The 12,348-nt window shown below is 67.5% G+C and carries 11 protein-coding genes and 1 pseudogene; 10 read left to right on the top strand and 2 right to left on the bottom strand.

The window, feature by feature from the left end; all coding sequences use genetic code 11:
* The first annotated feature begins 157 nt into the window (after positions 1-157).
* The 8 genes from SCNU_RS04610 (at position 158) to SCNU_RS04645 (ending at position 7,396) form a co-directional block, all read left to right on the top strand.
* Entirely contained in the window at positions 158-910 is a 753-nt protein-coding gene (locus tag SCNU_RS04610) for a helix-turn-helix transcriptional regulator (protein ID WP_009678195.1), read from the top strand.
* On the top strand, positions 907-2,343 hold the full coding sequence (sufB, locus tag SCNU_RS04615; RefSeq protein ID WP_009678196.1) for a Fe-S cluster assembly protein SufB: 1,437 nt from the start codon (positions 907-909) through the stop codon (positions 2,341-2,343). The genes SCNU_RS04610 and sufB overlap by 4 nt, the downstream gene beginning before the upstream one ends.
* A complete protein-coding gene (gene sufD, locus SCNU_RS04620; protein ID WP_009678197.1) occupies positions 2,343-3,518 on the top strand; it encodes a Fe-S cluster assembly protein SufD in 1,176 nt (391 codons plus the stop codon). Before sufB ends, sufD begins: the two co-directional genes overlap by 1 nt.
* A 36-nt stretch (positions 3,519-3,554) precedes the next feature.
* The gene (gene sufC, locus SCNU_RS04625; protein ID WP_009678198.1) at positions 3,555-4,325 is read left to right on the top strand and encodes a Fe-S cluster assembly ATPase SufC; all 771 of its coding nucleotides are present in this window, start codon (positions 3,555-3,557) and stop codon (positions 4,323-4,325) included.
* A gap of 31 nt (positions 4,326-4,356) precedes the next feature.
* Positions 4,357-5,622 (top strand): cysteine desulfurase, encoded by a 1,266-nt coding sequence (locus SCNU_RS04630; RefSeq protein ID WP_009678199.1) that lies wholly within the window; start codon positions 4,357-4,359, stop codon positions 5,620-5,622.
* Entirely contained in the window at positions 5,622-6,077 is a 456-nt protein-coding gene (sufU, locus tag SCNU_RS04635; protein WP_040517639.1) for a Fe-S cluster assembly sulfur transfer protein SufU, read from the top strand. Before SCNU_RS04630 ends, sufU begins: the two co-directional genes overlap by 1 nt.
* Positions 6,078-6,087: 10 nt before the next feature.
* Positions 6,088-6,444, top strand: coding sequence for a metal-sulfur cluster assembly factor (locus SCNU_RS04640; RefSeq protein WP_009678201.1), 357 nt, complete (start codon positions 6,088-6,090; stop codon positions 6,442-6,444).
* Between the two features lie 166 nt (positions 6,445-6,610).
* Entirely contained in the window at positions 6,611-7,396 is a 786-nt protein-coding gene (locus SCNU_RS04645; RefSeq protein WP_009678202.1) for a histidine phosphatase family protein, read from the top strand.
* A gap of 22 nt (positions 7,397-7,418) precedes the next feature.
* Here SCNU_RS04645 and SCNU_RS04650 read toward each other — a convergent pair whose 3' ends face one another.
* On the bottom strand, positions 7,419-7,994 hold the full coding sequence (locus SCNU_RS04650) for a helix-turn-helix domain-containing protein (RefSeq protein ID WP_040517641.1): 576 nt from the start codon (positions 7,992-7,994) through the stop codon (positions 7,419-7,421).
* Positions 7,995-8,041: 47 nt separating this feature from the next.
* On the opposite strand from SCNU_RS04650, the pseudogene SCNU_RS20750 reads away from it, so the two are divergent.
* Positions 8,042-8,989 (top strand): annotated as a pseudogene (locus tag SCNU_RS20750) (NAD(P)/FAD-dependent oxidoreductase); the annotation flags it as partial.
* Here SCNU_RS20750 and SCNU_RS04655 read toward each other — a convergent pair.
* The gene (locus SCNU_RS04655; protein WP_009678205.1) at positions 8,989-10,620 is read right to left on the bottom strand and encodes an MFS transporter; all 1,632 of its coding nucleotides are present in this window, start codon (positions 10,618-10,620) and stop codon (positions 8,989-8,991) included. The pseudogene SCNU_RS20750 and the gene SCNU_RS04655 overlap by 1 nt on opposite strands.
* Positions 10,621-10,814: 194 nt before the next feature.
* Between SCNU_RS04655 and SCNU_RS04660 the strand changes: the two genes are divergently transcribed.
* A complete protein-coding gene (locus tag SCNU_RS04660) occupies positions 10,815-12,281 on the top strand; it encodes an FAD-dependent oxidoreductase (RefSeq protein ID WP_009678206.1) in 1,467 nt (488 codons plus the stop codon).
* The last annotated feature ends 67 nt before the right edge of the window (positions 12,282-12,348 follow it).

Genomic DNA, 12,348 nt, shown 5'->3' on the forward strand with positions numbered 1-12,348 from the left:
GGGGAGTTCTGGCACATCGAAGACTCTAACTGTTGCGTTCGGTGACGCTTCCGCTCCCGCGCAGACGCACCGGAGACCTCACGGACCCTTCGTGCGATTTAGGCGACCCTTGGTGGCCCGGTGGAAGTATTTAGGTAACAATATTGTTGTGAAAAGCATGAGCGGTGACGAGCGACTGCTGCCTGAGCAGCATACGGACGGGGGTGGCCCCGATGGCCAGACCCGTGCCGCAGTCGTGTCGCTGCTGGTGGACGAGGGGCCGATGACGGCGGGCGACATCGCCGAGCGTCTCGGCATCTCGCCTGCGGGAGTGCGCCGTCACCTGGAGAACTTGTCGGCCGACGGCGACATCGAGGTCGCGCCCTCGGGCTTCAGCAAGGCAGGTTCGGGCAGGGGCGGTCGTGGCCGTCCCGCCAAGTGGTTCCAGCTCACGCCCGCCGGCCGCGGAAAGCTCCGACACGCGTACGACGACCTCGCCGGAGCGGTGCTGCGGAAGCTGCGCGACGTCGCCGGTCAGCAGGCAGTCGACGAGTTCGCGCACGACCGCATCGCGGGCCTGGTCGCCGAGGTCGAGCCCGTCGAATCGTCGGGTTCGGTGATCGCCACGGTTCAGCAGATCGCCGACGCGCTCACGGCAGGCGGCTACTCCGCTGACACGCGCGAAGTCGGCGCAGGCGTTCAGATCTGCCAACATCATTGCCCGGTCGCCCATGTGGCGTCCGAGTTCCCGGAGCTCTGCGAGGCCGAGACGGCCATGTTCACCGAGCTCCTCGGTACACACGTGCAGCGGTTGGCGACCATCGCCAACGGCGACTGCGTGTGTACGACGCACGTTCCAGTGCATGTCACGACTGACGGAGGCGGCCAGCCCGCAGCCTCCGACACCCCCGAAGGAAAGGTTCTCCGATGACGGTCACCGATCCCGCCGCCACCCAGTTGACGCAGGAAGAGACCATTGCTTCCTTCGATCGCTACGGTTACGGCTGGTCCGACAGCGACGAGGCAGGTGCGTCCGCCAAGCGCGGTCTGTCCGAGGCCGTCGTCCGCGACATCTCGGCCAAGAAGAACGAGCCCGAGTGGATGCTCGAGCAGCGTCTGAAGGCGCTCCGCATCTTCGATCGCAAGCCCATGCCCAGCTGGGGCGGCGACCTCGACGGCATCGACTTCGACAACATCAAGTACTTCGTGCGCTCGACCGAGAAGCAGGCCGAGTCGTGGGAGGAACTGCCCGAGGACATCAAGAACACCTACGACCGCCTCGGCATCCCCGAGGCGGAGAAGCAGCGCCTCGTCGCAGGCGTCGCCGCTCAGTACGAGTCCGAGGTCGTCTACCACCAGATCCGCGAGGACCTGGAGGAGAAGGGTGTCATCTTCCTCGACACCGACACCGGCCTCAAGGAGCACCCGGAGATCTTCCAGGAGTACTTCGGCAGCGTCATCCCCGCCGGCGACAACAAATTCTCGGCGCTGAACACCTCTGTGTGGTCGGGCGGCTCGTTCATCTACGTCCCGCCGGGCGTCCACGTGGACATCCCGCTGCAGGCGTACTTCCGCATCAACACCGAGAACATGGGTCAGTTCGAGCGGACGCTGATCATCGTCGACGAGGACGCATACGTCCACTACGTCGAGGGCTGCACCGCGCCGATCTACAAGTCGGACTCGCTGCACTCGGCGGTCGTCGAGATCGTCGTGAAGAAGGGCGGCCGCTGCCGCTACACGACCATCCAGAACTGGTCGAACAACGTCTACAACCTGGTCACCAAGCGCGCGAAGGCCGAAGAGGGCGCGACCATGGAGTGGATCGACGGCAACATCGGCTCCAAGGTGACGATGAAGTACCCGGCCGTGTGGCTGACCGGCGAGCACGCCAAGGGCGAGGTCCTGTCGGTCGCGTTCGCGGGCGAGGGTCAGCACCAGGACACCGGGTCGAAGATGGTTCACCTGGCGCCCAACACCTCGAGCAACATCGTCAGCAAGTCCGTGGCGCGAGGCGGCGGACGGTCGTCGTACCGCGGTCTGATCAAGATCAACCCGGGTGCGCACGGCAGCCGCTCGACGGTGCAGTGCGACGCGCTGCTGGTCGATCAGATCAGCCGCAGCGACACCTACCCGTACGTCGACATCCGCGAGGACGACGTGACGATGGGACACGAGGCCACCGTCTCGAAGGTCAGCGACGATCAGCTCTTCTACCTGATGAGCCGCGGCATGACCGAGCAGGAGGCCATGGCGATGGTGGTCCGCGGCTTCGTGGAGCCCATCGCCAAGGAACTCCCCATGGAGTACGCACTCGAGCTCAACCGGCTCATCGAACTGCAGATGGAAGGATCGGTCGGCTGATGGCGGACGCTTCGCAGACCACCGCCTCACCGGTGGTGGTCAACAAGGGTGAGCTCTTCACCTCCTACGACGTCGACGCCTTCGAGGTGCCGTCGCAGCGCGAGGAGTCGTGGCGTTTCACCCCCTTCCGCCGCCTGCACGGACTGCACGACGGCACCGCGGTCGCCAGCGGCACCACGACCGTCGAGGTCGCCGGTGCGACGGACGGCGTGAGCGTCGAGACCGTCGCCCGCGACGACCAGCGTCTCGGCGAGGCCGGTGTGCCGTTCGACCGTGTTGCGGCACAGGCCTACTCCTCGTTCGAGAAGGCGACCGTGCTGACGATCGGCAAGGAGGCGCAGGTCGCCGAGCCGGTGGTCGTCACCGTGGAGGGACCGGGCACCGACAAGGTCGCGTACTCGCACCTCCAGGTCCGCGCCGAGGCCTTCTCGAAGGCCGTCGTGGTCATCGATCAGCGTGGCAGCGGCGTGATCGGTGAGAACATCGAGATCCTCGTCGGCGACAGCGCGCATCTGACCGTCGTCAACGTGCATGAGTGGGAGGACGATGCCACCCACGTCGCGACGCACCACCTGTCGCTGGGACGTGACGCGGTCGTGAAGCACTTCGCGGTCAGCCTCGGCGGCCACACGGTCCGCCTCTCGCCGCACGTGCAGTACACCGCGCCCGGCGGCGACGCCGAGCTGTGGGGACTGTACTTCGCCGACGGCGGTCAGCACCTCGAGCAGCGGCTCCTGGTGGACCACTCGCAGCCGAACTGCCGCTCGCACGTCACGTACAAGGGCGCGCTGCAGGGCGACCCGTCGGGTGACAAGCGCAAGGAGGCCCACACGGTCTGGATCGGCGACGTGCTGATCCGCCCGGCGGCCGAAGGCACCGACACCTACGAGCTGAACCGCAACCTGGTGCTGACCGACAACGCCCGTGCTGATTCGGTGCCGAACCTCGAGATCGAGACCGGCGAGATCGTCGGCGCCGGCCACGCGAGTGCCACCGGCCGCTTCGACGACGAGCAGCTGTTCTACCTCCAGGCACGCGGCATCCCCGAGGACCAGGCTCGCCGCCTCGTGGTCCGTGGCTTCTTCGGCGAGGTGCTCGCCAAGATCGCCGTTCCGGACCTGCGTGAGCGACTCGAAGCCGCCATCGAGGCCGAGCTCGAGTCCGCCGGCGCCTGATCACCCACACATACTTTCGACAAGGAATCACCACAGATGACGACCCTGGAAATCCGCGACCTGCACGTCGACGTCGCGCAGTCCGACCCCGACGCCGAGCCGATTCACATCCTCAAGGGCGTGAACCTGACCGTCCGCTCGGGCGAGACCCACGCGATCATGGGCCCCAACGGCTCCGGCAAGTCGACGCTGTCGTACGCCATCGCCGGCCACCCGAAGTACCAGGTGACGTCGGGCTCGATCACTCTCGACGGTGAGGACGTGCTCGAGATGAGCGTCGACGAGCGTGCTCGTGCCGGACTCTTCCTCGCGATGCAGTACCCCGTCGAGGTGCCCGGCGTCTCGATGTCGAACTTCCTGCGCAGCGCCGCGACCGCGGTCCGCGGTGAGGCCCCGAAGCTGCGCCACTGGGTCAAGGAGACCAAGCAGGCGATGGCCGAGCTGGAGATCGATCCGGCGTTCGGCGAGCGCAGCGTCAACGAGGGATTCTCCGGCGGCGAGAAGAAGCGCCACGAGATCCTGCAGCTCGGCCTGCTCAAGCCGAAGATCGCGATCCTCGACGAGACCGACTCCGGCCTCGACGTCGACGCGCTGCGCATCGTCTCCGAGGGTGTGAACACCTATAAGGAGCGCGAGAACGGCGGCATCCTGCTGATCACGCACTACACGCGGATCCTGCGCTACATCAAGCCGCAGTTCGTCCACGTGTTCGTCGACGGCCGCGTCGTCGAGTCGGGCGGCCCGGAGCTGGCGGACGAGCTGGAGGAGAACGGCTACGAGCGGTTCACCTCGGCTGCCGCGAAGTGACGGTTCGGACTCTCTGACGAAGGGATGTGACATGACCACCGCAGCTGCTCTCGACGTCGCGGCCCTGCGTGCGGATTTCCCGATCCTGCAGCGCACCGTCCGTGACGAGAAGCCCCTCGTCTACCTCGACTCGGGCGCGACGTCGCAGCGGCCGCTGCAGGTGCTCGACGCCGAGCGGGACTTCCTGCTCAATCACAACGCCGCGGTGCACCGTGGCGCGCACCAGCTGGCGGAGGAGGCGACCGACGCGTACGAGCACGCTCGCGCGGCGATCGCCGGCTTCGTCGGTGCCGCCGTCGACGAGGTGGTCTTCACCAAGAACGCGACCGAGGCGCTGAACCTGGTGGCGTACGCCCTCGGCGACGACCGTTCGGCACCGGTGTTCGGCGGCAAGGCGCTCGGCCCGGGCGACACGATCGTCGTCACTGAGCTCGAGCACCACGCGAACCTGGTTCCGTGGCAGGAGCTCTGCCGTCGGACCGGTGCGACCCTGAAGTGGTATGGCGTGACGGCCGACGGCCGGATCGACCTGGACTCGTTGGTGTTGGACGATTCCGTCAAGGTGGTCGCCTTCACTCATCAGTCCAACGTGACCGGCGCGGTCGCCGACGTTCCGGAGCTCGTCCGGCGTGCGCGGGCGGTCGGTGCGCTCGTGGTTCTCGACGCCTGCCAGTCGGTGCCTCACATGGCGGTCGACCTGGCGGCGCTCGGCGTCGACTTCGCCGCGTTCTCCGGGCACAAGATGCTCGGTCCGTCGGGCGTCGGCGTGCTGTACGGACGGTCGGCGCTGCTCGCGCAGCTGCCGCCGTTCCTGACCGGCGGGTCGATGATCGAGACGGGGACGATGGAGTCCTCGACGTACGCGCTCCCGCCGCAGCGATTCGAGGCCGGTGTGCCGATGACCTCGCAGGTGGTCGGTCTCGGTGCCGCGGTCGAATACCTCGAGAAGATCGGCATGGACAACGTCGCGGCCCACGAGCACGAGCTCACGGCGCACGCACTCGACCGGCTCACCGCCATCGAGGGACTGCGCATCGTCGGCCCGACGACTGCCGAGATGCGGGGCGGAGCGGTGTCGTTCGACGTCGAGGGCGTGCACGCCCACGATCTCGGGCAGGTACTCGACGACGAGGGCGTCGCGATCCGCGTCGGCCATCACTGCGCATGGCCGCTCCATCGCACCTTCGGCGTGCAGGCGAGCGCGCGTGCGTCGTTCGCCGTCTACAACACCCTGGACGAGGTCGACGCCCTCGCCGACGCGATCGGCGTCGCCCAGCGGTTCTTCGGGGGCCGCTGATGCGGATGGAGCAGATGTACCAGGAAGTGATCCTGGACCACTACAAGCATCCGCACGGGCGCGGACTGCGCGATCCGTTCGACGCCGAGGTGCATCACGTGAACCCCACCTGCGGTGACGAGGTGACCCTCCGCGTCGCGGTGTCGGATGACACGATCGCCGACATCTCGTACGACGGCCAGGGCTGCTCCATCTCGCAGGCGTCGACGTCGGTGCTGTTCGATCAGGTCGTCGGACTCAGCGTCGACGATGCCCTGTCGACCCTCGATTCATTCGCCGCCATGATGACCTCGCGGGGCGCCGACGCCGGCGACGAGGATCTGATCGGCGACGGCATCGCCTTCGCCGGCGTCAGCAAGTATCCCGCGCGCGTGAAGTGCGCGCTGCTCGGATGGATGGCGTTCAAGGACGCCCTCTCGCAGAGCGTGGCCACCGACATCCCCGATTCCGCCTAGGAGCGACCGCATGACGACGAACACCGAAAACACCGACACCCCGAACACCGCGTTGCCGTCCATCGACGACGTCGAAGAGGCGATGCGCGACGTCGTCGACCCCGAGCTGGGCATCAACGTCGTCGACCTCGGCCTGGTGTACGGCGTCGAGATCGATCAGGACGCCGCGGTGAAGCTCGACATGACCCTCACCTCGCCCGCGTGCCCGCTGACCGACGTCATCGAGGATCAGACCCGCAACGTTCTGGTGACCTCGGGCCTGTGCACCGACATCGACATCAATTGGGTGTGGATTCCCGCCTGGGGACCGGACAAGATCACCGACGACGGCCGCGAGCAGCTGCGCGCGCTGGGCTTCACGGTCTGAGTCTGGCGCTCGCTCCGACTGGTGCCGAACGTCAAATCTGTGCCAGTTGAGCAATAGACCTGGGTATTTCGATTAGGTCGAACCCTGTGGGACGCCAGGCTGTGAGGACGCCGAGAAGGCGTGACCTCACAGAGAACAGGGAGAGACCATGGCGCGGAGAATTCGTGTGTCCGGACGGCTCGCGGTGCTGGCGGCAGCGGCCGTCGCCGTCGCGGGATTGACCTCGGCCGGCTTCGGCGGAGCGGCGCAGGCCGCACCGACGGCACCGGAGCTGACGATCACCCTGGTCCGGCATGCCGAGTCCGAAGGCAATGCGTCGGGCCTCATCGACACCAAGACGCCCGGACCCGATCTGACGGAGTTGGGCCGGACACAGGCGCAGCAGAACGCGATCCTGCTCGCCGGCAATCGTTACGACGGTGTGTTCGCCTCGCGCATGGTGCGAACGCAACAGACGGCACGACCGCTCGCGCAGAAGCTGTTCCGCCCGGTGGTCGTAGAGCCGGGCTTCCACGAGATCCTGGCCGGTGACTACGAGGGTCAGCCCGAGGCGACCGCGCAGATGAACTACTTCCAGGCGCCGACGCAGTGGATGCGGGGCAACCTGGACGCACGGATCCCGGGTGCCGAGGACGGTCACGAGTTCAAGAAGCGGTTCAACGACTCACTCGCCGCGGTCGTCCGCACCGGTGTTCAGAACCCGGTGATCTTCTCGCACGGCGGGACCATCATGACGTGGTCGATCATGACCGCGACCAACGCCGCCGAGTACGCGGGCAAACTGGCGGCCGGCGAGCATCTGCGGAACGTCGGACGCGTGGTCCTGAAGGGCAACCCGACCACGGGCTGGCGCATCGTCGAATGGGTCGCGAAGCCTGCTCTGCCGGAGTTGCCCGCCGGACCGGACTGCGGCCTCGGTTCCGTGGGGACCGGTTCGCTCGCGGCCTGCTGATCGGAGACTCTGCTGATCGAACTCAGTTCGGGAGGTGGACCCGTTCACCGTCCCGGTCGAAGATCGTGAGTATCTCGGCGGTGCCGCCGTGCGCGACGAATGCGTGCGGCGTCATCGTCGAGAACTCTGCGGCCTCGCCGGCCTGGACGTAGACCACCCGTTCGCCGAGGGTCAGCCGCACGCTGCCGGACAGAACGGTGAACCACTCGTGACCCGCGTGGACTCGAGGCTCCGGCCACTGCGGGGGAGGTTGCAGACGCATCTTGGCGACGACGACGCCCGCATCCGCCCGATCCCGGGAGAGCAGCCACGTGATCGCGTCGCCGGACGAGTGCGCCTCCGGCCGGATCACGACGTCCTCGTCGCCGATCGGTTCGACGAGCTGATCCAGTGAGATGCCCAATGCCCGCGCGATCGGGACGAGTTGGTCGAGGGCGACCCGTCGCCCGCCCGTCTCGATGCGGGACAGCGTCGAGGCGCTCATATCGCACCGTCGGGCGAGCGCGTCGAGGGTCCATCCGCGCGCGAGGCGAAGGCTCCGGATACGCGTGCGTACCAGGGCGTCCAGTTCGGGTCCCGCCGTCGATTCTTGCGCCATGCGCAACAGTGTATGCGAATATGGCAACACGGTTCTAGCGTGGAGCCATGGACGAACACATAGATGACCTCAGTTCACCGAATCCCCAGGGCCGGCTGTACGACGTCGCCGTCGCCGGAGGAGGCGCGGCCGGGCTGGCCGCGGCGGTCACGCTGGCCCGTTCGCTCCGCTCGGTCGTGGTGATCGACGCCGGACGCCAGCGGAACCTGCCCGCGCACAGCGCTCACAACGTTCTCGGCCGGGAGGGGATCGCGCCCGCGGAGCTCATCCGCGCCGGCCGAGCCGAGGCCGAGAGCTACGGCGTCAGATTCGTCGACGACGCGGTCGTCGAGGCCGCGCGCGTCCCGGACGGGTTCGCGTTGACGCTCGGTTCCGGGACGCCGGTGCGAGCGCGCCGACTGCTGCTCGCCACCGGACTCGTCGACGAACTGCCGAATATCGCCGGGCTCGCCGAATGCTGGGGCACCACGGTGCTGCACTGCCCCTACTGCCATGGTTGGGAGGTGCGCGGGCAGCGCATCACGGTGATCGCCTCGGGCCCGATGGCGGAGCACCAGGCGCTGCTCTTCGGGAGGTTGAGTGATCGCGTCACCGTCGTCGTGCACGGCGCGGTTCTCGACGACGCGGCGCGCGAGCGGCTCGCGCTGATGGGGATCGCCGTGATCGACGGACCGGTGGAGGCGGTCCTGGCCGACGGCTCGGACGTTCGTGCCGTCGTGGTCGGCGGCGTCGCTCACGAGGCCGATGCGGTGGTGGTCGGACCACGGATGCATGCCCGGGCGGAGATCTTCGAGATGCTCGGCGGAACGGTGAGTCGGCATCCGCTCGGGACGTACGTCGACGCCGATCCCACCGGTCGGACAGCGGTAGACGGCGTCTGGGCCGCGGGCAATGTGCGCGATCTGTCGGCGATGGTCGGTGCCGCGAGCGCCGCAGGCGTTCTCGCCGGCGCCGCGCTGAACGTCGATCTGCTGGACGCGGACGTCGCGGTTGCTCAGTCTGCGTCGGTGGCCGGACTCGCCGAATCGCGTTTCGGCGGCACGGGCACCTTGGACGGAAGGCCGGACGACAGCAGCAAGGCGAGCAGGGTGAGCGCGAAGACGACGAACAACGACTGACGGAGTGCGGTGACCGTGGTGTCGCCGTAGGTCGATGCGACCTGAGAGGCGACCGTCGGATCGGCACCGGCGTGGACCAGCGCGTCTTGAGCCTGTTGCTCGGAGATGATCGGCGCGCCAGTCGACGTGGCCGCCACCACCTGCTGTCGAACGGGACCCGGAATCGAGGTGTCGTTCTCGACGGCGTGGGTGAAGCCGCTGGTGAGAAGCAGGATGAAGACCGATCCGACCACCGCGGTGCCGAAGGACGAACCGAGGTTCTGGAACGTTCCCTGAAGTCCGCCGACCTTGGAACTGTCGTCGCCCTGAACTGCCGACATGTTGACGTTGCCGAGTTGCGAGGCGAGCAGGCCGAAACCGGCCCCGACGACGAACATGCCGCCCGCGAAGAGCGGTCCGGCGAGCTCCGGCCGAACGGCGGCGAACACCAGGAGCAGTCCGAGGCCCAGTACTACCTGCCCGATGCGCCCGATGTTACGGGCCGACCGCACGGTGGTCAGGCGCGAACCGAGCACCGAGAAGAGGATCAGCCCGACAGAGAGCGGGAGAATCTTGAGTCCGGTGTGCAGGGCGTCGTAGCCGAGCGAGGTCTGCAGATAGACCGGGACCACGAAGAACAGGGCCGCGATCGCGAAGTACTGGGTGAGGAACATGAGCAGGCCGCTGCGCAGCGCCGGGATGCGCAGCAGGCTGACCTTCAGAAGCGGGGACACGCCGATCCGCTCCAGATATTGCTGGCGCTTGACGAACGCCCACAGGATGATCAGGGCGATCAGGATGAGATAGGCGACGGGGGAGACCCCGAACGGCGCGATCGTCGTGTCGCCGATCTTCGGCGGGTCCAGAGGCACGATCCAGCCCCAGGTCTTGCTCTGGAGAAGTGCGAAGACGCCGAGTCCCATGCCTGCGGCGGAGAGGATCACCGACAGCACGCTGATGCGGACGGCCGGATCCGGTGGAGTGTCCTTGATCCGGCCGGCGACGCAGAGCACGACCGCCATCACCACCGCCTCGGCGACGAACACGTATCGCCACGAGGAGTACGTCGTCATCACGCCGCCGATCAGCGGGCCCGCGGCCGCCGCGAAACCGGTGACGGCCCCCAGTGCGGCGAAGGCGATGACGCGTTCGCGGTCGCGGTAGTTGATCGCCGCCAGCGCGGCGATCGCGGGGATCACCAGGATTGCGCCGAGGCCCTCGACGAGCGACCAGCCGACCATCAGCACGCCGAGGTTCGGGCTCAGCGCCGTGGTCAGCGAGCCGATGCCGTAGACGACCGAACCGATGCGGAACGCGCGGCTTCGGCCCCAGCGATCACCGAGCTGCCCGCCGGTCAGCATGAACGCCGCCATCGTCAAGGCGTAGAAGGTGATGGCCGCCTGCATTCCGGACACATCGGTACCCAGATCGGCGGCGACCGTCGAGATCGACACGTTCATGACGGTGCTGTCGAGCACCATGATGAACTGAGACATGCTGAGGATGATCAGAACGATCCACCGCTTCATCGTCGCAGCGTAGTTCGATGACCACCCGGCCGCACCGGGAACCGCGACGAATCCGCTCAGGGGACCGACAGTTCGGCCCGGTGACCGAGACGAGCTGTTGACCTCGGGAGATCCATCAGAAGCACCCGTGAGACGGTCCGCGAGGCACCCACAATGACGGGGCGATCCGTGTTTTCGATTCGGAAGGAATCTCCATGTTCTCGTCGTCGGTGCGCCCACTCGCGCTCGATCAGGTCCCTGCATTCGATCATGAGGTCGACGTCATCGTCGTCGGCTTCGGCTGCGCGGGGGCATCCGCCGCACTCGAAGCCGATGCGGCGGGTGCGAGCGTGGCACTCCTCGAGAAGTACAGCGGCGGCGGCGGATCGTCGGCGCTGTCGGGCGGGGAGATGTACCTCGGCGGCGGCACCGCGATCCAACAGGCGTGCGGCTTCGACGACACACCTGAGGACATGCAGAAGTTCCTGTCGGCGGCACTCGGGCCGGACACCGACCAGGACAAGGTCTCGCTGTACTGCCGCGACAGCGTCGAGCACTTCGACTGGCTGGTGGCACAGGGGGTGCCGTTCAAGCCGTCGCTGTGGGACTCGCCGACTTGGGTCCCGCCGACGGATGACGGTCTGATGTGGATGGGCGAGCGGGCGCATCCGTTCGCCGGCATCGCGAAGCCCGCACCGCGCGGACATCGCGTCACGGCCGACGGCTTCGGCGGCAAGGTCCTGATGGAGGTGCTCGGCGCGCGAGTCGCGGAGAGCGGTGTCGATGTGCACACCGACACCGGCGTGACGCAGTTGATTCTCGACGGCGACCGCGTGGTCGGTGTGGTCGCGAGGCGATTCAACGACACGGTCTACTACCGGGCGCGCGGCGGCGTGGTCCTGACGACCGGCGGTTTCGGCGACAACGCGGAGATGGTGGCCCAGCACGCTCCGCAGCTGGTGGGGCTCGGAATCAACAGCGACGGCGGCGACGACGGCCGCGGGATCGCGCTGGCTCAAGCGGCCGGTGCCGCTGTGCGTCACATGTCGGCAGGCCAGGTGGGCATCTCGCTGATCCCCGGCATGGCGGTCCGCGGCATGGTGGTCGATGCCAACGGACGCCGGTTCATCAACGAGGACGTGTACCCCGGACTGATCGGACAGGCGGCGCTGTTCAAGCACGGATTGCACGTCTGGGTGATCCTCGACGAGCAGGCCTACGAAGAGGTCCCGGAAGCGGAGCGGTGGGGTGTCCAGCCGCACTTCGTCGCCGAGACGCTCGCTGAGCTCGAGCAGGAGATCGGCATGCCCGACGGCGCCCTGCAGTCCACCGTCGGCGAGTACAACCGCCACGCCGAGCAGGGCGACGATCCGTACTTTCACAAGGAGGCGCGCTGGGTGCGGCCGCTGACGAGCCCGTTCGCGGCGATCGACGTCCGCCGCGGCATCGCTCCGCCGGAGTACGGCGACAGCAAGCCGGGCGGTGCGGAGGTGTTCACCACCGGCGGGCTCCGGACGAACGTCGACGGTGCCGTCCTCGATCTGGACGACGAACCGATTCCGGGACTGTACGCCGCGGGCCGTGCGACGTCCGGACTCCATTCGTGGGGTTACATCAGCGGGACGTCCCTGGGCGACGGCACCTTCTTCGGACGCCGTGCCGGAATCGCCGCCGCCGGATGAGCTGACCGGAGAACACCCGCCGGTGTGACGACGCCCGTAGATGGAATATCCGCGGGCGTCGTCCGGT

This window comes from Gordonia neofelifaecis NRRL B-59395 (genome assembly GCF_000192435.1).
GTDB lineage: Bacteria > Actinomycetota > Actinomycetes > Mycobacteriales > Mycobacteriaceae > Gordonia > Gordonia neofelifaecis.

What these genes read in the sequence shown, in the direction of transcription:
- SCNU_RS04610 (WP_009678195.1), top strand. Translation starts at nt 158, where the DNA reads ATGAGCGGTGACGAGCGACTGCTGCCTGAGCAGCATACGGACGGGGGT.
- sufB (WP_009678196.1), top strand. Translation starts at nt 907, where the DNA reads ATGACGGTCACCGATCCCGCCGCCACCCAGTTGACGCAGGAAGAGACC.
- sufD (WP_009678197.1), top strand. Translation starts at nt 2,343, where the DNA reads ATGGCGGACGCTTCGCAGACCACCGCCTCACCGGTGGTGGTCAACAAG.
- sufC (WP_009678198.1), top strand. Translation starts at nt 3,555, where the DNA reads ATGACGACCCTGGAAATCCGCGACCTGCACGTCGACGTCGCGCAGTCC.
- SCNU_RS04630 (WP_009678199.1), top strand. Translation starts at nt 4,357, where the DNA reads ATGACCACCGCAGCTGCTCTCGACGTCGCGGCCCTGCGTGCGGATTTC.
- sufU (WP_040517639.1), top strand. Translation starts at nt 5,622, where the DNA reads ATGCGGATGGAGCAGATGTACCAGGAAGTGATCCTGGACCACTACAAG.
- SCNU_RS04640 (WP_009678201.1), top strand. Translation starts at nt 6,088, where the DNA reads ATGACGACGAACACCGAAAACACCGACACCCCGAACACCGCGTTGCCG.
- SCNU_RS04650 (WP_040517641.1), bottom strand. Translation starts at nt 7,994, where the DNA reads ATGGCGCAAGAATCGACGGCGGGACCCGAACTGGACGCCCTGGTACGC.
- SCNU_RS04655 (WP_009678205.1), bottom strand. Translation starts at nt 10,620, where the DNA reads ATGAAGCGGTGGATCGTTCTGATCATCCTCAGCATGTCTCAGTTCATC.
- SCNU_RS04660 (WP_009678206.1), top strand. Translation starts at nt 10,815, where the DNA reads ATGTTCTCGTCGTCGGTGCGCCCACTCGCGCTCGATCAGGTCCCTGCA.